8 protein-coding genes and 1 tRNA gene are annotated in these 23,119 nt (G+C 64.4%); all 9 read left to right on the top strand.

The window, feature by feature from the left end; genetic code table 11:
* Positions 1-51: 51 nt before the first annotated feature.
* The 9 genes from csrA (at position 52) to fabD (ending at position 23,072) form a co-directional block, all read left to right on the top strand.
* Positions 52-264 carry a carbon storage regulator CsrA gene (gene csrA / locus AB8810_RS13975; protein ID WP_145700275.1) on the top strand — a complete coding sequence of 71 codons (213 nt, stop codon included), beginning with the start codon at positions 52-54 and terminating at the stop codon, positions 262-264.
* Positions 265-345: 81 nt separating this feature from the next.
* Positions 346-438 (top strand) — tRNA-Ser (locus tag AB8810_RS13970).
* Between the two features lie 555 nt (positions 439-993).
* Positions 994-1,356 carry a hypothetical protein gene (locus tag AB8810_RS13965; RefSeq protein WP_369913983.1) on the top strand — a complete coding sequence of 121 codons (363 nt, stop codon included), beginning with the start codon at positions 994-996 and terminating at the stop codon, positions 1,354-1,356.
* A 542-nt stretch (positions 1,357-1,898) separates the two neighbouring features.
* Positions 1,899-2,069 carry a hypothetical protein gene (locus AB8810_RS13960; protein WP_369913982.1) on the top strand — a complete coding sequence of 57 codons (171 nt, stop codon included), beginning with the start codon at positions 1,899-1,901 and terminating at the stop codon, positions 2,067-2,069.
* A 293-nt stretch (positions 2,070-2,362) separates the two neighbouring features.
* Positions 2,363-18,556 carry an SDR family NAD(P)-dependent oxidoreductase gene (locus tag AB8810_RS13955; protein WP_369913981.1) on the top strand — a complete coding sequence of 5,398 codons (16,194 nt, stop codon included), beginning with the start codon at positions 2,363-2,365 and terminating at the stop codon, positions 18,554-18,556.
* On the top strand, positions 18,557-19,543 hold the full coding sequence (locus AB8810_RS13950; protein ID WP_369913980.1) for an NAD-dependent epimerase/dehydratase family protein: 987 nt from the start codon (positions 18,557-18,559) through the stop codon (positions 19,541-19,543).
* Positions 19,544-19,623: 80 nt separating this feature from the next.
* A complete protein-coding gene (locus AB8810_RS13945; RefSeq protein ID WP_225210100.1) occupies positions 19,624-20,853 on the top strand; it encodes an aminotransferase class I/II-fold pyridoxal phosphate-dependent enzyme in 1,230 nt (409 codons plus the stop codon).
* A gap of 97 nt (positions 20,854-20,950) precedes the next feature.
* Positions 20,951-21,208, top strand: a complete 258-nt coding sequence (locus tag AB8810_RS13940) for an acyl carrier protein (RefSeq protein ID WP_179564183.1) — start codon at positions 20,951-20,953, stop codon at positions 21,206-21,208.
* A gap of 19 nt (positions 21,209-21,227) precedes the next feature.
* Positions 21,228-23,072, top strand: coding sequence for an ACP S-malonyltransferase (fabD, locus tag AB8810_RS13935; protein ID WP_369913979.1), 1,845 nt, complete (start codon positions 21,228-21,230; stop codon positions 23,070-23,072).
* Positions 23,073-23,119: the final 47 nt, after the last annotated feature.

Genomic DNA, 23,119 nt, shown 5'->3' with positions numbered 1-23,119 from the left:
CTCGGGACGCCGTACCGGTGGGAATCACCGGTTCCCTGGAGAATTTTAAAAATGTTGATCCTGACTCGCCGGGTAGGCGAAACCTTGATGATCGGCGATTCGGTCACCGTGACGGTGCTTGGGGTCAAGGGCAATCAAGTGCGCATCGGTATCACCGCACCGAAGGATGTCGCCGTGCACCGCGAAGAAATCTATCAGCGCATCCAGCGCGGCGACGAGCCGACTTCGCATGGCGGCGGCCATGGCGATCAATCTTCCGATTGATGCGTCGAAAGGGTTTACCTGAGACCCTACAAACCGTTATCCTTCGCGCCCGGTCGCGGAATATCCGCAGCGTCTAAATCCGGAGTGATGCCCGAGCGGCTGAAGGGGCTCCCCTGCTAAGGGAGTATAGGGTCAAAAGCTCTATCGAGGGTTCGAATCCCTCTCACTCCGCCAGTGTCAAGGAAACGCCCGCAAATCAACGATTTGCGGGCGTTTTTCTTTTCGCCCACCTTGGACACTCGCTTGGACACTTCCATGCGAGTAGCGCACTCCTCAGGCGCGGCTCGACTGGCCGCTACTACGTCCGTTTGCGCGTTCCTGCCGATCTGCAGGCAGGTCTTCACGCGCGGCACCGGGACGACATGCGATCGCGCTGCCTCGGCTCAAGCCTTCGCAGCCATCAGGAATGGCAGCACGGGATCGGAGCTGGATGAGTGCTTGAAGAGCTTTGAAGGGACGCCGCCACTGGAGCTGATCAAAGGCGTGAAGCTGCCGGGCGGGGCATCCGGTCAGGTCGGAATCAACGACATCACGACTTGTCGCTGTTCCAGCGGTTGGCAGCGCAGTGCCCGGCCCGCACCGGCGCCGTTCCCGCCGAGGGGCATCCAGCCTATCGGCGAGGCGCGCCCCCGCCGGCCTAACCCTCGCAGACGCCGGCGCCAAATATCTGGGTAGCATCTAGGGCAGAACTACCCGAAGACGATCGTTCAAACACCCGCACCCTCAAGGATGGATGCCTTCGTGGCGGTGCAGCGCAAGGCCAAGCGTGCCGTGCGGCTGGGAAAGCTGACGCGAACCGGCTTCTTCGAGTGGTTCCTGCACGAGACCGCGCAGAAGCGGGTCATCATCTGCATCTACATCACCAACCGGTTCCCGGCCTGCGCCAACTTCATCAAGCGAGTGCCGGCGTGCCGTTGCCCCGGTCGGCAGGCGCAGTTGTCTTGGCGTGCGCATTTGCATCACGTTGTAGGCCGCCATGTTCAGCACCAACACATGGTCAACTTTCTCCAGGCCGTGTACCTCGCCTGCCGGATACGGCCTGATGACTTGGTCCAGCCCAATCCCTACACGAGCAACTCGCTTTTGCGCTGAGAGATCGCCCCATCCTCGCTGGCCGCGACCGCATCGGCCATCGCCGAACGTCGGCCTGGCGCACTTCTGCGTCACACGCGGCAGGATCTTCAGCCTATCCTGCGCCTGGATGAACTCGGCTGGGTCATAGCGCCTTGTCCGTTCCAAGTGTCAGCACCGCGTCCCGTGCTGCTGCTTGCCGAGCATCGGCTAGCACGCCCTATCGCCCACGTATTGACGATCGGCCCATGGCGGTTGTCGATCAGGACGCGGACGTTTCCGGACGGTCAGTGCGCGCGCACCTCGTCTTCATTCCAGGGCGATCCATGCTCGCAACAGAATCGAAGGAGACGAGGATGAAAAACCGCGTACGCGCTATGGCCGTCGATCTCGGCTAGGCAGCACTCAGAACCTCCAGCAAAACCGCTCAAACACTGCATCGGTCGCGGCAGAGTTATCCGCATGACTCATTGCAAAGAAATACTGCTGCCGGCATCTGATCGTCGATCGCAATGGTGCCTCTGGCGCTTTGTATTGCCCAAGCCAATCGGCACGATTTGTTGATGCTTCAGATGCTTCAAGAGTTGATCGATACCTTGTTGCCAATGCCGGCAGGCGGGGCGTCCATGGCGCGGACCAAGCGAGTTGCCTACAAGGGCTGCGACATCGACCGCTGCCGTGATCGCTTCAAGCTAAGCGGCTTTGCGCATCGCGCGCCAGGCGATCAAGGGTGATGACCTGGTGGCGCCTCGTCGGCCGGTCGAGCGGAACGGCGTTCAGTCCGCCGGCACGGCAAGTTTGCATCCGCTTCGAGCGCTGGATCGACATGCGCTAGGTATCTCTTCCCCGGTTTACTCAGCATCTGTCTACGGCGTCTTTCTTGGTTTGTGATATCAATCTAAAATATTTTCGAGTAAGTCCGTCACATTCGGATAACCATCTGTGGGGGCAGAAGGATATTGCCGGTCTCTTAAATGGGGAGAGACGGCGATCGCGATCGCGACGCAGACAGGATGCTTAGAGCGATATGGATACCGCGGTTATTGGGATGGCGTTTCGATTTCCAGGGGCGAACGACAGTACGACGTTCTGGGGAAATTTGATTGACCGTAAATCGAGCGTGACCGAGATTCCAGCGCAGCGCTGGGATTGGCGCGGCGTATGGGGCGATCCAAAGCAGACGGTCAATAAAACCGACAGCAAATGGGGCGGATTCATCGACGCGGTCGACGCGTTCGATCATGAGTTCTTCGGTTTTCTGCCCAAGGTGGTGCAGTCCATGGATCCGCAGCAGCGGATCATGCTGGAGCTCGCCTGGAATTGCATGGAAGACGCCGGTGTGGCGCCTTCGAGTGTGCGCGGACGCAAGATCGCCGTTGTCGTTGGCGTCTTCAATCACGATTACAAGGAACTGCAGGAGCGCGACGAGATTTCGATCGAAGCGCATCATTCCACCGGTACCGCGACCGCGGTGATCGCCAATCGCGTCTCGCATCACTTCGACCTGCGCGGGCCTAGCGTGCCGATCGATACGGCGTGTTCTAGTTCGCTCAACGCGATCCACAGCGCCATCCAGGCCTTGCAATACGACGATTGCGAGATGGCGCTCGCTGGCGGCATCAACCTGATGTTGACGCCGACCCGCCATATCTCGTTCTCGAAGATGGGCATGCTCTCGCCGAGCGGCACCTGCAAGACGTTCGACAACGCTGCCGACGGCTATGTGCGCGGCGAAGGCGCGGCGTTCTTGCTGCTCAAGCCGCTGGAGCGGGCCATCGCCGATGGCGACGCGATCCATGGTGTGATCAAGGGTTCCGCGGTCAATCACTGCGGCAGCACCTATACCTTGACCTACCCGAGTCCGCAGGCGCAGGCCGAGGTCATCATGGCCGCGCACGAACGCGCCAACGTGGCCGTCGACAGCCTGGGATTCGTCGAACTGCACGGCACCGGCACACCGAAGGGCGATCCGATCGAATTCGAAGGCCTGCTGCAGGCCTTCGGTGGCCTGGCGCGCAAGCAGGGCATCGAACTGCCGTCCGCATACTGCGGCTTGAGTTCGGTGAAAACCAATATCGGCCATCTCGAGGCGGCCGCGGGCGTGGCCGGCGTGATCAAGGTGTTGCTGGCGATGCGGCATCGCCGCCTGCCGCCGTTCCAGAATTTCGCCCGGCTCAACCACCGCATCGCTATCGATGACACGCCGTTCTATGTCCTCGATGACAGCCGCCCCTGGCTGCCGCCTGCGCCGGGGCAACCGCTGCGCGCCGGCGTGAGTTCGTTCGGATTCGGCGGCACCAATGCCCACGTGATTCTGGAAGAGGCGCCGGCGGCGCCGGTCGGGCAGGGCGTCGGTCGCGTTCGTGGCGATGAACCGGTGTTGATCGCCTTGTCGGCCAAGACGGCATCGGCCTTGCAGCGCCGCATCGCGACACTGCGCGATTGGGTACGGGACGATGCGGGACGGACGCGGCTGATGGATGTCAGCCGAACGTTGCTATTGGGCCGCGACGCCTTGGCTTGCCGGTTCGCATGCGTGGTGGATAGCCCGGCTGCATTGCTGGATGCATTGAATCAAGCGATGGATGCGAACACGCAAGGCGCCGCCACATCCGAAAATGTGGACGCTGAGGCGCTGCAGGCGCTGCTGTCGAAATGGCCAAAGCTGAAGAAACAGGCGCGCATCGACGCATTGAGCGCCTTGGCGAACGCCTTCCGTGGCGGCGCGAAGCTGTCGTGGCCGCCGCTGTTCGCCGGCATGTCGGCGCAGCCCGTGCGCCTGCCCGGCTACCCCTTCAAGGGCGCGACCTTCTGGACGCCCGCATCGATCACGGCGGATCTGCGCGGCGAGGCCAAGGCCGAAGCCCGCCTGCACCCGCTGCTGCACAACAACGTGTCCGTCCTCGGCCGGCAGCGCTTCCGCTCGACCTTCGACGGTCGCGAATTCTTCCTTGCCGATCACGTCGTCGACGGCCGATCGATCCTGCCTGGCGTCGCGTATCTGGAAATGGCCCGCGCCGCTGCGCGTCTTGCGCTGGCCGATGGTGCGGATGCGGGGGCCGTGTCCACTGTCAGCTTGCACGACGTGGTCTGGCAGCGTCCGCTCGAAGTGACGGGCGCTGCGGTGTCGGTCGAGTTGGAGTTGGATGCATCCGGCGACGGTGTGGCGCAGAACGCCGGCCCGGCTCGTCTGCGCTTTCGGGTCATTGACGCGGAAACGCGGGAATCGGCGCAGGTGTACTGCCAGGGCCTGTTGGACGTCGATCGGGATACCGGCGAAATGCTGGTGGATATCGGCGCGATCGGCAACGACTGCACGGCCGGCCTCGTCGATTCGGCAGCCTGCTACCGTGGCTTGGCCGGATTGCAATTGCAATACGGACCGAGGCACCAGTCGATCGCCGATGTGCGCCTCGGCGCCGGCCAGTGTCTGGCGCGGATCGTGTCGCCCACGCAGCTTTCGGCCGGCCACGTGGGGTTCGTCGTGCATCCGAGTACGGCTGATGCGGCACTGCAGGCGGCGGTCATACTTGCGTCCGCCATCGACGCGACTAACGCACCGCGCGCGCATGCGCCGTGCTTGCCGTTCGCCCTGGATCGTCTGGATGTTCTGGATGCGGGAACGGGTTCCGATTCGAATACAACCGAGCTGTACGCTTGGGCGCGATTCGCGCCGACCTCGTCCGGCAGCGAGCGAATTTCCCGGTTCGATATCGATCTGATCGAGTGCGAGCCCGGCCAATCCGTCGGTCGTGTGTGCCTGGCATTCCGTGGATTGAGCTTGCGTCCACGCATGGCGCAAACCTCGGTGGCGCAGGGCCCCGCCGCCGTTGCGATGCGTCTTCCGCCCGAATCGATTGCCGGCGATCTCTACGCACCGCTGTGGGTGCAGGCTGCGGCAGCGAGCGCGGTGCAAGCGCCCGCGACGGTGGTGATGATCGGCGAGCGGGACGATCTCGACAGCCTGCATGCGCTGCTTGCAGGATCGCTGCGGTTCGCCGGCACGAGTTTCGAATGCCTGCCGGTCCTGGCCGCGGACGCCGGACTCGCGCCGGCAGAGCCGGGCAAGGTTCTTCGCGCCGGTTCGCTCGCCGATGCCGAGGCCGTGGTCGCAGCCTGGAAAGCGCGCGGCGCGCAACCGGAACACTTTGTCTGGGTCGCGCCGAGGCCGGGCAAGAACCTGTCCGTGCAGGCGCGCATCGACACCAGCGCGCGTGCCGCGTTCGCATTGGTCAAGGCGATGCTGCGCGGTCCTAAGCGCGCGCGCTTTGTTCATTTGGCTCAACAAGACAGCGAAGGCGTGGCGAATCGCGACGGGCTCGGCGTCACCGATGTCGTCGCGCTGGGCGGGTTCTACAAGACGCTGTCGATCGAAAAGCCGAGCTTCAACGGGCGCGTTGTGCAATGCCCGGCCGATAGCACGGGCTGGGCCGACCTGGTCGCCGACGAATTGCTCGCCGCAGACAAAGTCACCGACGTGCGCTATCGCAACGGCCTGCGCGAGACGCGCCGGTTCGCGCCCGTGCATTCGAACGCCCTGCCGGCCGCGGCTCACGCGAGCGGCATGGACTTTCGGGCGGGCGGCGCATATCTCATTACCGGCGGACTCGGTGCGCTCGGCCTGATCGTCGCCCGCCATCTGTGCGAGCGCTATCGGGCCACGGTCTATCTGACCGGTCGCAAGCCACTGTCCGAGGCGCAGCAGCCGGCGCTCGACGCCTTGGCCGGCCTGGGCGGTCATGCGATGTATTTGGCGTGCGATATCACCGACCGCGACGAAGTCCGGCGCGTGTTTGCGGCGATCCGCGAGGATCTGCGTTTGCGCGATCAAGTGCTGAACGGCGTGCTGCATTCGGCCGGGGTCATCGAGGACGATTTCCTGCTGCGCAAGCCCGCGGAAGCGTTCTCGCGCGTCATTGCGCCCAAGACCCTGGGTGCCTGGTGCCTGGATCAGGAGACGCAGCGCGATCCGCTGGACCTGTTCGTGCTGTTTTCCTCCGTCACCGGTGTGCTGGGCAATGTCGGGCAGAGCGACTACGCGTTCGGCAACGCGTTCGAGGATGAGTTTTCGGCGATGCGCGAGGCGCTGGTCGCAGTCGGCCAACGCAGCGGCAAGTCGGTGTCGATCAACTGGCCGTATTGGCAGGACGGCGGCATGCGGCTTAGCGACAAGGAAGAGGAAGCGCTGCGGCGCAGCTTCGGTATCGTGCCGTTGACGACCGAGCGCGGTATCGAGGTGCTGGAATACGCGATTGCGCAAGCGCAGCCGCAAGTCGTGGTGATGCCGGCGGGCGATATCGATAAGGTGCGCGAAGTGCTGGGTGTGATCGCCGAGGATCACCGGCCCGTGGCTGCCGCCATCGCCATCGCCGCGCCGCGTGCCGACGGGAGCCATGCCGATCACGATCCTTCTGCCTGGCGCGCGCCGGTATCCAGTTTCCTCGCGAACTTGTTCGCCTCGCAGCTCGGCATTTCCGCCGACTTCGAGCCGGACCGCTCGTTCAAGGATTACGGCTTCGATTCGGTGGTGATGATCGACCTCATCGCCGATCTGGAAAAACCCTTCGGCACCTTGCCGAAAACGCTGTTCTTCGAATACCAGACGCTGGCCGAACTCAGCGCGTACTTTATCGAGCAGCACCCGGATCGTTGCCGCGCGATCGCGAATCCCACACAAGCCGCCGTCGACATCGCCGCTGCATCTGCCGCATACACGGCCGCGCAAACGCCGCCTGCGCCGACCATCGCGAACGATTCCGGGCGCGCTGCCGCCTACGCTGTATCCTCGCCGATCCGCCGCGGTGCCGTCGAACCCGCATCCCCGCCGCAGCGCGACGACATCGCGATCATTGGCCTGGCAGGTCGCTATCCGCAGGCGGAAACGCTGGAAGCGTTCTGGGAAAACCTGCGGCTGGGCCGCGATTGCGTCGAGGAAATTCCCGCCGAGAGGCCGGATCTGGCGGCGAAGTTCCGCTTCCAGCCGGGCGAAGCGACGCGGGCCAACAGCTACAGCCGTTGGGGCGGATTCCTGCGCGATGTCGACCAGTTCGATCCGCTGTTCTTCAATATTTCGCCAAAAGAAGCGGAGAACATCGATCCAAACGAACGCCTGTTCCTGGAGATCGCCTCGCAGGCGATCGAGGATGCCGGTTATACGCCGGACACGCTGGCGCAGGCGCGTGGGTATCGCGAGAACCCGGTCGGCGTGTATGCCGGTCTGATGTGGGGTGACTACCAGCTGCACGGCGTGGATCGTCCACGTGACAGCTGGGTGGTGCCGCACAGCTTCTATTGGGCTGTCGCCAATCGGGTTTCGTATCAGTTCAATTTTTCCGGTCCGAGTCTGACCATCGACACCGCCTGCTCGTCCTCGCTGACCGCGATTCATCTCGCCTGTCAGGCGATCGGCGTGGGCGAGATCGACGTGGCCATCGCCGGTGCGGTCAATCTGTCGCTGCACCCGAACAAGTACAACCTGCTCTCGGACATGCATTTCCTGTCCAGCGACGGCCGCTGCCGCGCCTTCGGCGAAGGTGGCGACGGGTATGTGCCCGGCGAAGGCGTCGGCGCGGTGGTGTTGAAATCCCTCGCTCAGGCGCGCCGCGACGGCGACCACATCTACGGCATCATCCGCGGCTCGTCGATCAATCACGGCGGCAAGGCCTCTGGGTTCACCGTGCCCAATCCCAAGCGCCAGGCGGCGCTGGTGCAGGAAGCGCTGGATTCGGCGGGCGTGGATGCGCGCCATATCAGTTATGTCGAGGCGCATGGCACCGGCACGAGCCTGGGCGATCCGATCGAGGTCGCGGGCCTGACCAAGGCCTTCGCTCAAAGCGAGCATCAGTACTGCGCGATCGGTTCGGCCAAATCCAATCTGGGCCATCTCGAAGCGGCCGCGGGCATCGCCGGCCTGACCAAGGTGCTGCTGCAGATGCGGCATTGCAGTCTGGTGCCGTCGATTCATTCCGATGCGCCCAATCCCTACATCGACTTCGCGCACAGTCCGTTCCGCGTGCAGCGCAGCTTGCAGCCTTGGCGGCGTCCGGTCGTCGAACATGCCGGGGCGAGCACGGAATTGCCGCGCCTGGCCGGCATCAGCTCGTTCGGCGCCGGCGGCAGCAATGGCCATCTGATCGTCGAGGAATACATCGAGGAGGCTCGCGGCAGCGTGGGCGCCGATGCACCGGTCATCGTCGTGCTGTCCGCGCGTCGCGATACCGCCTTGCGCGAAATGGCCGCCAGGTTGGCCCAACGATTGCAGGACGATCCGACGATCGGTTTGCAGGATGCAGCATATACCTTGCAGATCGGCCGCATCGCGATGGAAATCCGCGTCGCTTTCGTGACGACATCGCGGCGCGAGCTGCTGGATGCGCTGCGACTGTACGCCGAGCGGGGTCTGCTGGCCGCGCAAGCGTGGTCCGGTCATCGCGATGCCGCCAAACGCGACCCTGCGGTGGCCGCACGCGGCGCCGCCGCGACGGCGCGGCTGTCGGAATCGCTCGCCGCTCGCGATCTGCCCGCCTTGGCGCAGGCCTGGGTAGACGGCGTAGCGATCGATTGGCGCGTGTTGCATGTCGCCGGCAGCCGGCGCCGTGTGCCGCTGCCGGGGTATGCATTCCAACGCCAGCGTTACTGGGTCGAGACATCGGACGTCGACGCGAGCGGCGGGGGCGGCATCGCTACATTGCATCCGTTGATCGACGTCAACGTGTCCACCTTGGAAGAACAGGCTTTCCTGAAGACATTGCGGCCCGACGCGTTCTATCTGCGCGATCATCGCCTGGGCGACAACCGCGTCCTGCCGGGTGTGGTGTATCTCGAACTGGCCTTGCAGGCAGCGCAGCTAGCCGCGCCCGGGCGCGTGGTGACGGCAATCGAAGACGTGCATTGGTACAAGCCGATCGTGGTCAACGATGCGCCGCAAACCGTACGGATTTCGCTGCTGCCTGAGCGTGGCGCGGTTGCCTTCGCTATCGGCGCCGTCGGCGGCGATGCGCAACAGCCGTATGCCGATGGTGCGATCGTGCTCGGCGATGCTTTCGTCGCTGGCGAGGTTGCGGGTGTGGATCTGGCCGCGATAGCGGTCCGCACGGCCGCGCTCGACGGCACCGACGTTGAAGCCGCGTTCTCGGCCATGGGCTTTGCCTTCGGAAAAAGTTTCCAGGTCTTCGAAAGCCTGCGTCACAACGCCGATGAAGCGCTGGGCGTGTTGCGCCTGCCGCGTATCGTCGGGGTGGAGGCGGGCGATTTCGTCCTGCATCCGGCGTTGATCGACGGTGCCATCCGCGTCGGTCTCGGCGTCGGCGGGTTCAGCGCGAACGGCGATGGCATCCGCGTGCCGGTACGGTTGCGCCGGATCGAGATCCTCGCGATCCCGGGCGAACGGGTGTTCGTGCATGCGTGCAGGAGCACGATCGTGCACGGCGATATGACGCCTGAGCAATCGCACTTCGACCTGAGCGTGTGCGATGCGCAAGGCCGGGTACTGGTGCGCATCGAACAACTCACTATTCAGTCCGCGCCGCAACTGTCGCTGCTCGCGCGTGCGCGTACGGCGCCGAAACCGGTGGCCGCGAAGGCCCTGCCGGCGGCGATGCAGTCGTCTGCGGTTGCGGCGAACTCGACCATGGCCGAACCGGAAGCCCTGCAGGCGATCGCGACCGCGCGCCTGGTCGAACTGCTCGCCAACGTCACCAAGCTTGCGCCGGCGCAGATCGATCCGCATGCGCCGCTGGAAAACTACGGTATCGATTCGGTCATGATCGCTGCCTTGAACCGCGAGTTGGAGCTGCGCTTCGGCGAAGTGCCCAAGACGCTGTTCTTCGAGTACCAGGAACTGTCCGGCATCGCGGGCTACCTCGCAGAAAATCACGCTGAGCTGTTGCGCGCGATGGCGCCTGCCGCCGAGGCGCACGCACCGACGACGCAAACCTTCGCTGTCGCGCAAGAACCGCTTGTCTCCGTCGATGCACCGCGACTGGCCGCGCAGGAATTCCTGCGCCGCATCCTCGGCGAAACGGTTGGCCTGAGTCCGTCCGATATCGATCCGAACGTGCCGCTGGAAAACTACGGCATCGATTCGGTGATGATCGTCAAACTGACCGGTCGTCTGGAAGAGACCTTCGGCGCAATCTCCAAGACGCTGTTCTTTGAATACCAGGACGTCGCCAGTTTTGCCGAGCATCTGGCCGAGGCGTTCCCGGAGGCCGCTCAATCCTTGGCCGGAGCCGGTTCCGCAGCAACGTCGGCGGCATGGATCGCGCCGGCCAGCGTGAGCGATGAGGCGCCGGTAGCCGCGGAAGGCGGTGATGCGAGCGTGCAAGAACATCTGTTCCGGCAACTGCGGCGGATTCTCGGCGCGGAAGCCGCGCGCTGCCGCGTCGACACGCCGATCGCACATTGGCCTCTGGACGCGGTCAACATCGTCACCGTGCTGCATGCCTTGGCGCAGGATTTCGAAGGTGTGGATGCGTCCGCTCCATACCGCCATGGCACGCTGGCCGATTGGGCCGCCGACCTGCATTGGCGGGACGGACGCGCTCAGCACATCCGCGCGGAAGTGCACACGCAGGCGAGCGCCGCTAGTCCGACGCCCGCGAGAGCGCGTGGGCTCAGTACGTCGGGCGCGTTCCGCCGTCTGCGCGGCGGCGCGGATCGCTTCGAGCCGGAAGACATCGCCATCGTCGGCCTCAGTGGCCGTTATCCCGGCGCGAATGATCTGCACGCGTTCTGGCAGAATCTCTCGGCCGGCCGCGACAGCGTTAGCGAAATTCCGCTGTCGAGATGGGACCACAGCCGTTACTTCCATCCCGATCGCACGCTCAAGGGCGCGGTCTACAGCAAGTGGGGGGGCTTCATCGACGGCGTGGATCAGTTCGATGCGCGCTTCTTCAATATTTCCGCGCGCGAAGCTGAACTGATCGATCCGCAGGAGCGCTTGTTCCTGCAAACCGCCTGGGAATGCGTCGAGGACGCCTGCCAGACCCGGCAGTCGCTCAAAGGCCGGTCGGTCGGCGTGTACGTCGGGGTGATGTGGGGCTACTACGGTCAGATCGACGTCACAGACGAGCAGCTCAAGTCGGGACGGCCGAATCCGCCGTTCTCCTCGATCGCCAACCGCGTTTCGTACTTCATGAATTTCAACGGCCCGAGCATGGCCATCGATACGATGTGCTCCTCGTCGTTGACCGCAATCCATCTGGCGTGCCGCGCTATCGACAACGGCGACTGCGACATGGCGCTCGCCGGTGGCGTCAACGTGATCGTGCATCCGAACAAGTATCAGAAGTTGTCCGCCGCGCAGTTCCTGTCCAGCGACGGCCGCTGCCGCGCGTTCGGCGCCAACGGCGACGGCTACGTGCCGGGCGAGGGCGTCGGTGTGGTAATGCTCAAGCGCTTGAGTCAGGCGATCGAGGACGGCGACCACGTCTACGGCGTGATCAAGGCGACCAGCCTCAATCACGGCGGCAAGACCGATGGCTACACCGTGCCGAATCAGGTCGGGCAGACCAATGTGATCGGCAAGGCGCTCAAGCAGGCCGGTTGGAATCCACGCAGCATCGATTACATCGAAGCGCACGGTACAGGCACGTCCTTGGGCGATCCGATCGAGATCGCCGGGCTGATCCGCGCATTCGATACGGCCTCCGCTTCCTTCGGCCGCGGCACCGAATCGAGTCTCCAGAAGTGCCGCATCGGTTCAGTCAAGTCCAATGTCGGCCATCTGGAATCGGCTGCGGCCATCGCCGGGTTGACCAAGATCCTGCTGCAGTTCCGCCACCACGCCATCGCACCGTCGCTGCATGCTTCGCCTGCGAATCCGAACATCGACTTCGCCCAAGCGCCTTTTCGCGTGGTTCAACAGCAAGAGCCGTGGGTCGCGACCGGCGTGCACAGCCCACGTCGCGCCGGTTTGAGTTCCTTCGGTGCAGGCGGGGCCAACGCGCATTGTCTGATCGAGGACCATCCCAGGACCTTGCCGGCGGTCGCCGACGGTCGACCGGTGCTGTTCGTGTTGTCGGCCGACGGCGAAGAGCGCTTGATGCGCTATGTCGATCGCATGATCGCGTTCCTGGAACGTGGCGGCGATCCGGATGTCGGTCTGGACCTTCGTTCGCTCGCCTATTCCTCGCAGATCGGCCGCGAGGCGATGGACGAGCGCCTCGCGATCGTTGCGACCAGCGTCGCCGAACTGTTGAACGCGTTGCGCGCCTGTCGCGCCGGTTCCATTGCCGAGGGTGTGCTGCGCGGTTCGCCGCGCCGGCAAGGCGAGAAGCTCGATGCGATCGTCGAGGAGGGCGAGCGCGACGCGATCATCCGCACCTTGATCGCCGGCGGCCGCTTGCCCCAGTTGGCGCGCGCCTGGGTCTCGATGCTCGACGTAGATTGGGCGCGTTATGTCGACATCTTGTATCCGGTCAATGCCGGTGGCGCCCGACCGCGTCGTGTGCCGTTCCCGACCATGCCCTTCATCACCCAGCGCTATTGGGTCGACGAGAAGCGCCGCGATGCGGTTGCCGACGCCCCGCATCCGCTGATCGACCGCAACCTGTCCACTCTCGCCGCGCAGATCTATCGCAAGCGTTTCGATGGCCAGGAGTTCTACCTGCGTGACCATATCGTCCATACCGACCGCGACCGTAGGATTCTGCCGGGCGTGGCCTATCTGGAAATGGCGCGTGCGGCCGGCGATCTTGCGGCGGGGGAAGGTTGGCGCGTGTCGCGTATCCGCAATTTCGCCTGGCGCCAGCCGTTCGAAATCGCCGGCGCGCCCGATGCGCTGACGATCCGCATGCACAACGACGAGGCCGGATTGCAGTTCGATATCCTGCGCGAATCGGATGCGGCGATCTGCGTGGACGGCGAACTGCTGTTCCAGGGGGCCGGGGACGAGGTCGCCGACGAGTGGCTGGACATCCAGGCCATGGTCGCGCGCGGCACCCGCATCGAACGCGGTCCGGAGGAGATCTACTCCGCCTTCCGCCGCATGGGCTTCCATTTCGGCCCATCCTTCCAGGTCACCCAGGCTCGCTATCGCCTGGCCGAAGGCGCGTTGTGCGAGCTGCGCCTGCCGGCGCATCTGCGCTCGGGCGTGAGCCAATTCGCTCTGCACCCATCCTTGCTCGATGCTGCATTGCGCGCCGGGCTGGCGGTCGAGATGGCCGGTAGCGGTGATCCGGTGGTGCCGATCGTGCCATTCGCACTGGATGAGTTGGAGATTCGTCACCCGCTCACCGAAACCTGCTATGCGCATGTCGTGCGCAGCCGCGATGCGCTGGCGACCGCGCTGCCGGCCGGATTGGCGTCGACCACCGACGCGACCGCCTACAAGTACGACATCTTGGTGACCGACGCGGATGGTCGCGTGCTGGCGAAGTTGCACGGCTTCAGCGGCCGCGCGCTGGTTCGTCAGGAGGTGCCGAGCCGCGCGGTGCAGTTCTTCGACGATCACTGGGTGCCTGCGCCGCTAGCGCAGGTCACGGTCGCGAGCCGTGCCGCGCGCACGGTGCTGGTGATCGCGGACGACCGCGAGTTTGCGCATGGTTTGGTTCGCGCCTTACCCAAGGGCGATCGCGGCGTCGCGATCGCGTTCGCGGCGGATGGAGAAGAGGCATCTGCGCCGGATCGCTTCGATCCGTTCAATGCTGCGAGTGCGTCGGCCCTGTTCGATTCTCTGCGCGAGCGCGATCTGCTGCCGGACCATATCGTGATTAGAAGCGGTGCGCCCGCTGCCGCGTGGTCGGCCGAGGGCGCCGGACAGAGCGCTTTGCATCGCGGACTGCAGTCGGTGCGCCAATTGTTCATTGCCTCGGAGCGGGCCAATCCCGGCGCCGCGGTGCGGTTGCTGTATGCGTATCGCGATGACGGCGACGTCCAGCCGCAACACGAGGCGATCATTGGATACGCGCGTTCGCTGTTGATGGCCAATCATCGTTTCGAACTGTCCACGCTGAGCGACGATCGAGATCGGATCGAGGTGTGCGCACGGGCGATCATCGACGAGCTGGACGTCGATACTGGTTTCGGCGCCAACGAAATCGCCTGGCGCGGCGGCCATCGGCACCGCCGGGCGTTGCGCGTCCTGCCGATGGCCGCGCACGATGCGAATGCCGCATTGACGTTGCGCGATCACGGCACGTATCTGATCACCGGCGGCGCGGGCAAGCTCGGGCTGGCGGTGGCGCATTGGTTGGCGACGAAGTGCCGGGCGCGGCTGCTGCTCTGCGGTCGCTCGCTCGAGTTGCCGGCGAGCGCGTGCGAGGCGGTCGACGCGATCCGCGCGCTCGGCGCGCAAGTCGAGTATCGCGGCGTCGATATCGCCGATGCGGCCGCGGTTGCGGCGTTGGTGACGGTGGCCGAGCGCGAGTTGGGCGGCTTGAACGGCGTCATTCACTGCGCCGGCGCGGCCAGCGATCGCTCCATTCTCGAACTCGACGATGCCGGTTTCAACGCGCTGCTCGCGCCCAAGGTCGACGGTTTGATCGTGCTCGACCGTGCGACCGCGGCATTGCCGCTGGATTTCTTCGTCGCATTCTCTTCGGTCTCGGCGCTGATCGGCGATCTGGGATCGGGCGCGTATGCAGCCGGCAATCGCTTCATGGATGGCTATGCGCTGTGGCGCGAGGCGCAGCGCGCCCGCGGCCTGCGTCATGGTCGCAGCCTGTCGATCGGTTGGCCGTTGTGGGCGACGGGCGGCATGGAAATCACCGGCGGCGATTCGGTGGTGTTCGGGTTCTCCGGCATGCAGGCGCTGAGCGAGGCCGAAGGGTTGGAGATCCTCGACACGCTGTTGCGTTCGGCGCAGGGACGCGTGCTGGTGACGGTCGGCGATCCGCAGCGCATCGCGAAGACCCTGAGGTTGACGGACGACGCTGTGCCGCAAGCGGACAAGCCGGTCGCCGTCGAGCGCGCCGTTGCGATGCGCATGATCGATGCCAAGCCAGCGGTGCGCGACATTGCGCCGGCCGAGCCGCCGTTGGCCGCGCGTCCCAACCAGCAAATGTCGCCAGCCGCGCACCGCGTAGCCGACGTTAGCGTCATCGACGACACGCTGCTTATCGAGGTCGAACAGTTCATCAAGCAATGCATGGCCGCAGTCACCAAGACCCAGGCCTCGGCGATCGGTTCGCGTGCCAGCTTCGAGCAGTGCGGGATGGATTCGGTGTTGATGCTCGAATTGCACACCGCACTGCGTGCGGACTTTGCCGAATTGCCGAAGACCGCGCTGTTCGAATACGACAGTGCCGCGCAGCTCGCGCGCTATCTGCTTGCGCGTTATCCGGAGGCGGTGCGCCAGCGTTTCGCCATTGCCGACGCGCTGGCTACCGGCATCCCGGTTCGCGAGGCGCGCGCAACGCCGGCCGTGCCGTCGCCCGCTCGCGAGAAGACCGCCGCGCCGATGCACTCCAAGCGGCTGCCGGCCGGGCGCGCGCCGTCCGCCGCGGCTGAAGCCATCGCGATCGTTGGCATGGCCGGTGAATTCCCGTCCTCGCCCGACCTGGATCAGTTCTGGCGGAATCTGCGCGAAGGCCGCGATTGCCTGACCCGTATTCCGCTGGCACGCGGATTCGCATCTTCGCTCAACGAGCATCGCTCGCGCTCTGGCCAATCGATCGCCGACGTCGGAGGTTTCCTGTCCGATGTCGAACTGTTCGATCCGAAGCTGTTCCGCATGTCGCAGGCCGAGGCCGACAAGGCCGATCCGCAACTGCGCGTATTGCTGCGCGCCGCGTGGCGTGCGGTCGAGGATGCCGCGTATACGCCGCAGGCCTTGGCTGCCTCCAAGGTCGGCGTGTTCGTTGGCGCGATGAACGACGACTTCAGCCGTGTCGCCGCCGACATGCAGCGGAGTAGCCGCGAGTACATCGGCCCGGGTTCGGTCGCCAGCGAGCTGTCGAACCGCTTGTCGTTCGTGATGAACTTCCATGGGCCCAGCCTGACCGTTTCGACCGCATGCTCCGGGGGGCTGACCGCACTGCATCTGGCGCGGCAGTCGATTCTTTCGGACGATTGCGAAATAGCCCTGGTCGGCGGCATCAATCTGTCGCTACATCAGAGCAAGTACCAGTTGTTGCACGATATGAAGGTATTGTCGCCTGACGGCAAGGAACGCACCTTCGATGAAGGCGCCAATGGTCTTGTGCCGAGCGAGGGTGCCGGCGTGGTGGTGCTCAAGCGGCTCAGCCGTGCGCTTGCCGACGGCGATCATATCCACGGTGTCATTCGCGCTTCGCGCATCGGCCACTTCGGCACCGGACCGGGGCAGTTCATGCCGAATCTGCAGGTGATGGAAGACACCGTCGCCGACTGCATTCGCGATGCCGGTCTGGTCGCCGACGACATAGGGTGCATCGAAGCACACGGCACCGGTACCGAATTGGGTGACCCGATCGAATTGAAGGCGCTCGACAATGCGCTGCGGCGTACTTCCAGCGCGATCGGCCGGTGCGCGATCGGCAGCAAGGCCGGCATCGGGCATATGGAGGCCGCGTCCGGCATCGGTTCGCTGATCAAGGTGTTGTTGAGCATGCGCCACGGCGAATTCGCGCCCTGCGCGAAGCTGCGCCGGATCAACAGCAATTTCGATCATGCCGGTTCAGCCTTCCGTTTTCCCGATGTGGCGACGGCGTGGCCGCGCAATGCCAAGGGCACGCGTATCGCCGGCGTCAACTCGTTCGGCATGGGTGGTTCCAATGCATTCGTGATCGTGGAATCGCATGAGTCCGCGCCGGCCGAAGCCGCGAGCGTCGCGGTGCCGGTCTTGTTCGTGTTGTCGGCGCGTAGCCAAGAGGGATTGAAGAGCTACACGGCCTCGCTTGCTGCCTTCATGCGCGAGCAGATCGCGCAGGGACTGACCCAGTCTGCATTCGCCGACCTCGCCTACACCTCGCAAGTCGGGCGCATCGCCTATCGTCATCGTCTGGCGGTGGTTGCCGCCGATGCGCAGGCGCTGATTGCAGCGCTCGAGCACCCGCACGAGGCCGGCGGCCGTAGCGGCATGTTCTCGGGCGATACTGAAGCCCATGGTTCGCTGGACGTGCTGCGTTTGCTAGACGGCGATGCCGGAGACGGCTTCGTCGACACGCTGCTGCGTGCGCGAGACCTCGACAAGCTCGCCGAGCTGTGGGTGCGCGGTGCGGCGATCGATTGGTCCGAGATCCACCATGGCCAACCGCGCCGTCGCGCCTCGTTCCCGGGCACGCCGTTCGAACAGGTACGTTGCGATTTGCGCAATGTAGTCGTCCCGGACGGTGTGGCCTCTGCTCAGTCGAGGCCGGTTGACATCCTGGCCGACAACCGCCTGCAAATCAGCGAAGCCGAAGCCCCCACAGGAGCAGTGGAAGCATCCGCGGAATGGCGCCGTCTGTCGGATGTCGCCTCCACCGACGTCGAAGATGCATCAGGCTGGACCGCGGCCGATGAGCCTTACGAGGAATGGGTGCGCCGCTACTGGGTCGACCACCTGGGCGACGCGTCCGATACCGTGGTCGCCTTGGGCGAGCGCATGTCGCTGGAGTCCGCGGCACCGGGGGGCGATGGGCCGGGGACGGTGCATGCCGTGTCCGAGGTGGTCGATCCGGCATTGACGCAGTTGCTGCAGGTCTTTGGTTCGCGCCACAGCATCGCGCTGGAAACCTTGATCGCCGCGGCCTGGGCCGTGTTGCTCAATCGATACAGCAATGCCCGCTATTCCCAGTTTGGTCTCCTCGGCGCCGATCATGCCGGTGAGGCGGTCCTGCTGCCGGTGCGGGTGCGCACCGTCGGTCGGCAGAAGGTGCTCGAATGGCTGGGTGAGTTGCAGACGACCTTGCTGCGTAAGCATCGCCACGCCTCCACGACGGTCGAACGGATTGGCGAATGGGTCGGGCGCGAGCAGTTGTTCGATTGCGTGGTGAGCTTCGGCTCGCCGATCGAGCCAGGCGAGGATGGCGAACGCCACCTGGCCTCGGAAGCGTATCCCTGCGGCCTGCGCCCGCGCATGGAACTGGCTGCGGCGATCGACGTCGATTCGCTGGAGCTGAGCTTGATCTATCGCGCGGTCGAGCCCGACCACGCCAGCGCGGCGATGCTGCTCGAACAGATCACCGTGCTGCTCGAAGGCATTGTCTCCAATCCCGATCGCATCCCGTCCGCGCTCGGCATGCGCACCAAATCCGAGAGCCGGGAACGCTTCTGGAAGACCATGGAAGCCAAAGCCATTACCACGGAAGGTTCCTGAATGACTGTATTCGTCACTGGCGGCAATGGCTTCGTCGGTCTCAACATCGTCTCCGCGCTGGTATCCGCCGGGCATCGCGTCACCGCCATGGTGCGGTCGGATTCGAACACGAAGTACCTGGAACCGTTCGGCGTGGACATCGTCCGTGGCGGTCTTGACGATGTGGATGCACTGTCGCAGGCCATGCGCGGCGCCGATGCGGTGATTCATGCCGCCGGCAACACCAGTTGCAAGTGGAGCGACCTGCCGATGTTGCAGGCAGCCAATGTGCACAGCACGCGCAACGTCGTCGATGCGGCCTTGCGCAATGGCGTACGCCGGCTGGTCTACACCAGCACCACATCGACGATCGGTGCTTTCGACGACGCGTCGCGCGTCGCCGATGAAAGCGTGCCGCTCACCGGCTACCGTAGGCGCAGCCCGTACGCGGCGACCAAGCAGCAGGCTGAGCGCGTCGTGTTCGAGGCCAATGCGCGTGGTCTGGAGACGATCGTGCTCAATCCGGCGGAGGTGGTCGGGGCCTACGATCACAACCTGCAGTGGGGTCGGTTGCTGATCGCCGCACACTACGACCAACTTCCGTTCAGTCCGCCAGGCGGTGCGACCTATTGCTCCGCAGCCGAGGTGGGGCGCGCGCATGTCAGTGCGTTGTCCCTTGGAAGGCCCGGAGAGCGTTATCTGCTGGGCGGAGAGAATATTCGCATCGCTCGTTTCCTGAACGTGATCGGCGAAGTCTTGGAAAAGCCGTTGCGTATTCCGAAAGCGAATTACCGCTGGTTGCGCCTGAAGACCACTCTGCAGGAGCGCCGGTTCCCGTTCGTACCCGGCCAGCCCGCGGTCGAGGCGTACCGGATGCGCGTGATGGGATGTACGTATTACTTCGATTCGAGCAAGGCCGAGCGTGAGCTCGGCTATCGCTCCGCGCCGATCGAAGCGATGGTTCGCGACAGCGCGGAGTGGTACAGGCGCAACGGATTTTTCGGCTGAAGGCTCTGCGTGGACGATGCTCAGGACGCGGTAGGGACACTTAACAGGAAGGATAGGGAAAGAACATGGACTCAAGAGCTTTGATCGAACTCGAACGCAAGCCTTTCAAAGAGCGGCTCGCGCACCAGTACGAAACCTATGTGAAAGAGTTGGAGGCGGGGTACATGGTCGGCCGCCAGGGCTTCGGTCCGGTCGATCGCCGCATGAAGTACAAGGAACTCAACAGCGAGGTCTTCAATGAGGTCCTGGTATTCGGTTCCAACAGCTATCTGGGTCTGTCGAACGATCCCTATGTAAAGCGCAAGGTGATCGAGGCGGTCGAACTGTACGGCATCGGCAGCGGCGGATCGCCGGCGTTCTCCGGCTACACCAAACAGCATCGCGATCTGGAACTGCGTCTGGCCAAGTTGGCCGACCACGAAGATGCGGTGCTGTTGCCGGGCGGCTACATGGCCAATCTGTGCTGGGTCAGCGGCCTGATGAACCGCAACGACGTCATCGTCTACGACAAGAACAGCCACGCCAGCGTGATCAACGCGATTAAGATGGCCGGCGTACCGTTTTACACCTTCGACCCCGACGAACTCGATGGCTTCGAGAGGATTCTCGAGCGGATCAAGTCCAAGGCCAAGCCGGGCGCGCAGATCTTCTCCACGGTCGAGGGCGTGCGCTCGGTCGACGGTCTGATCATCGACCTGAAGAAGTATGTCGAGATCTGCAAACGCCACGATGTGATCACTATCCTCGACGATGCCCACGGCCTGGGCACGGTCGGCCGCAACGGGCGCGGCACGTTGGAGCATCTGGATCTGCTGGGCCAGGTCGACCTGCGCATGTCCACCTGCAGCAAGGCGATCGGTGCGCAGGGCGCGTTCGTGTCGGGCAGCAACGAGCATATCTTCCTGCTGCGCAATTTCTCGTATCCGTACCTGTTTACCTCGGGCCTGGCGCAGCCGACGATCGCCGCGATCTCGGCCGCGCTCGACGTGATGGAGCGCGAACCGCAGCGCATCGAGAACTTGCATGCCAACGTCCGCTACATCCAGGACCGCCTGGAGGCGGCGGGCATGCGCATCGCTCGCGGCGAATCCGGGATCGTGCCGGTGTTCTTCGGCGAGGATGGCGCGGTCAGGCGGCTGAACAAGGAGCTGTACCGTCGCGGCCTGTTCGCCAACATCATGGAATACCCGATGGTTCCACCGGGTGCTGAGCGCCTGCGTCTGTCGGTCATGGCCACGCATACGCGCGAAGAGATCGACGCCGCGGTCGATCTGATCGCATCGACCGCGCGCGAGATGGGGCTGCTCTAACGCCGGTTTTTCGCCATTCGCGCGCCGCAATGCGCGCCAACGAGATCCGGGCGAGCGCTGCTTCGTGCCGGACGCAATGTCAGCTGAGGAGAGAGACATGAACGTGTACGCAGAAGTGTTGTCCGCCATCAACGAGATCAAGCGGACCGGATTCACCGTCGATACCGTCGAACCGGACTTCTATCTCGGTGGCGATCTGGGCGTGGATTCGCGGGAAATGCTGGAAATCTGGTACGAACTGGAGCAGCGCCTGAGCGTGCGCATCGCCGATTCGGACAAGCGCGACCGCTACACGCTGCAGGACGTCGTCGACGTGCTGAGCGCGCAGCTGAACAACCGCGCGCTGGTCGCCTGAGACGGACGAGGACGGCGCGATGACGACGGTATGGGTGTTTCCTGGACAGGGATCGCAGCACAAGGGCATGGGCGGCGAGCTGTTCGGGCGCTATCCGGAGCTGGTCGCGCAGGCCGACGCGGTCCTGGGCTACTCCTTGCGCGAGCTGTGCCTGGAGGATCCGAACGGCCTGCTCAACCAGACCGAGTACACCCAGCCGGCGCTGTTCGCAGTGTCGGCGCTGGCGTTTCTGCAGGCCCGCGACGAGGGTGCGGCAGTTCCACAGGTCTTTGCCGGCCATAGCCTCGGCGAATTCGCCGCGCTGTTCGCCGCGGGCGCGTTCGATTTCGCGACCGGCATCGAGTTGGTCGCCAAGCGCGGGGCATTGATGGCGCAAGCGCCGCGCGGCGCGATGGCGGCAATCATCGGACCGGAGCTGGCCCACGTGCGGACGATTCTGGACCAATCGGGGTTGAGCGGCGTCGATATCGCGAACATCAATTCCGACACTCAGCACGTCATTTCGGGTCTGCACGAGGACATCGGTCGCTGCGAGGCCGTGTTTGCCGGGGCGGGCGCGCGTTTCGTGCGCCTGAAAGTCAGCGCAGCCTTCCATTCGCGCTATATGCGCGAAGTCGAGAATGCCTACGCCGAGTTCGTCGGACAGCTGTTCGAACAAGGCCGTCTGCATCCGCTGCGCGCCGATGTCGTCTCCAATCGCACGGCGCGCCCGCATGCGCGCGAGGCCTGGCTGCCGAAGTTGATCGAGCAGATCAGCCATCCGGTGAACTGGTACGAATCGATGTCGTGGCTGCTGGCGCAGGGCGAGGTCGCGTTGCGGGAAATCGGGCCGGGCGATGTGCTGAGCGGCTTGTTCGTGAAGATCCGCAAGGCGCCGATGATCTTGAGCGCTGCCACGGAGCCAGCCCGCTTCGCGGCGAAACCGCGCATCGTCTTCATGTACTCGGGCCAAGGCTCGCAGTACTACGGGATGGGGCGAGAGCTGTATGCGAAGAACGCCGCGTTCCGAGAGGCGATGGACGCGTGCAACGCCATCTATCGGGATATGACGTCGCGCGATCTGGTCGCCGAGCTCTACGACGAAGCGAGCAAGCGCCGCGAGATGACCGATATCGGTTTGTCGCATCCGGCCATCTTCAGCATCGGCTATGGCCTCACCCAGGCGATGGCGCATGCCGGCATTCGTCCGGATGCCGTGCTCGGCTACAGCCTGGGCGAGTACGCGGCCTCGGTCGCGGCCGGAACGCTGTTGCACGAAGACGCGATGCGCATCGTGATCCGCCAGGCCGGGGTGTTCAGGAGCGAGGCCGCCGGCGGCGGCATGCTCACCGTGATGGCGCCGGTCGGACATTTCCACAGTCATCCCGAGCTCTACGGCGGTACCGCGATCGGCAGCGTCAATTTCGACGGCAACTTCGTTGTCAGTGGCAGTCGTGCGGCCATCGACGACACCCGGCGCAAGCTAGATGCTCGGGCCGTCGTCTCGATGCGTCTCCCGGTCGAGTATCCGTTTCATTCGCCCTTGCTCGCGCCGATCGAACCGACCTTCCTGCGCATGTTCGATGGGGTGCCGATCTCGGTGCCATCCATCGCGCAGTACTCCTCCGCGACCGGTGGTCGCCTGGAGCGGGTCGAGCCGTCGCACTACTGGAAGGTGACCAGCGAGATGGTGGATTTCCGCGCCGCGATCGCCGCGATCGCCGCGGAAGGGCCGTGTCGCTTCGTCGATCTCGGCCCCACCGGCACGCTGTCGGGTTTCATCAAATACGGTTATGGCGATCGCCTGGAACAGATCACCACGATCAATCAGTTCGGACGCAACGCGGAAACCGTCGCCGGCGCGATCGACAGGCTCGCAGCCTGAAGCGTATCGGACCTTTCGGTCCGCATCATGAGGACAGGACCGGCTGG

This window comes from Xanthomonas sp. NCPPB 3005 (genome assembly GCF_041228095.2).
Lineage (GTDB): Bacteria > Pseudomonadota > Gammaproteobacteria > Xanthomonadales > Xanthomonadaceae > Xanthomonas_A > Xanthomonas_A bonasiae.
The sequence above is the reverse complement of the archived record's forward strand: the minus strand, read 5'-3'. Positions and strand labels throughout refer to the sequence as shown.

Coding starts and splice junctions, on each gene's coding strand:
- AB8810_RS13940 (WP_179564183.1), top strand. CDS start 20,951: ATGAACGTGTACGCAGAAGTGTTGTCCGCCATCAACGAGATCAAGCGG.
- fabD (WP_369913979.1), top strand. CDS start 21,228: ATGACGACGGTATGGGTGTTTCCTGGACAGGGATCGCAGCACAAGGGC.
- AB8810_RS13955 (WP_369913981.1), top strand. CDS start 2,363: ATGGATACCGCGGTTATTGGGATGGCGTTTCGATTTCCAGGGGCGAAC.
- AB8810_RS13960 (WP_369913982.1), top strand. CDS start 1,899: ATGCTTCAGATGCTTCAAGAGTTGATCGATACCTTGTTGCCAATGCCG.
- AB8810_RS13950 (WP_369913980.1), top strand. CDS start 18,557: ATGACTGTATTCGTCACTGGCGGCAATGGCTTCGTCGGTCTCAACATC.
- AB8810_RS13965 (WP_369913983.1), top strand. CDS start 994: ATGGATGCCTTCGTGGCGGTGCAGCGCAAGGCCAAGCGTGCCGTGCGG.
- csrA (WP_145700275.1), top strand. CDS start 52: ATGTTGATCCTGACTCGCCGGGTAGGCGAAACCTTGATGATCGGCGAT.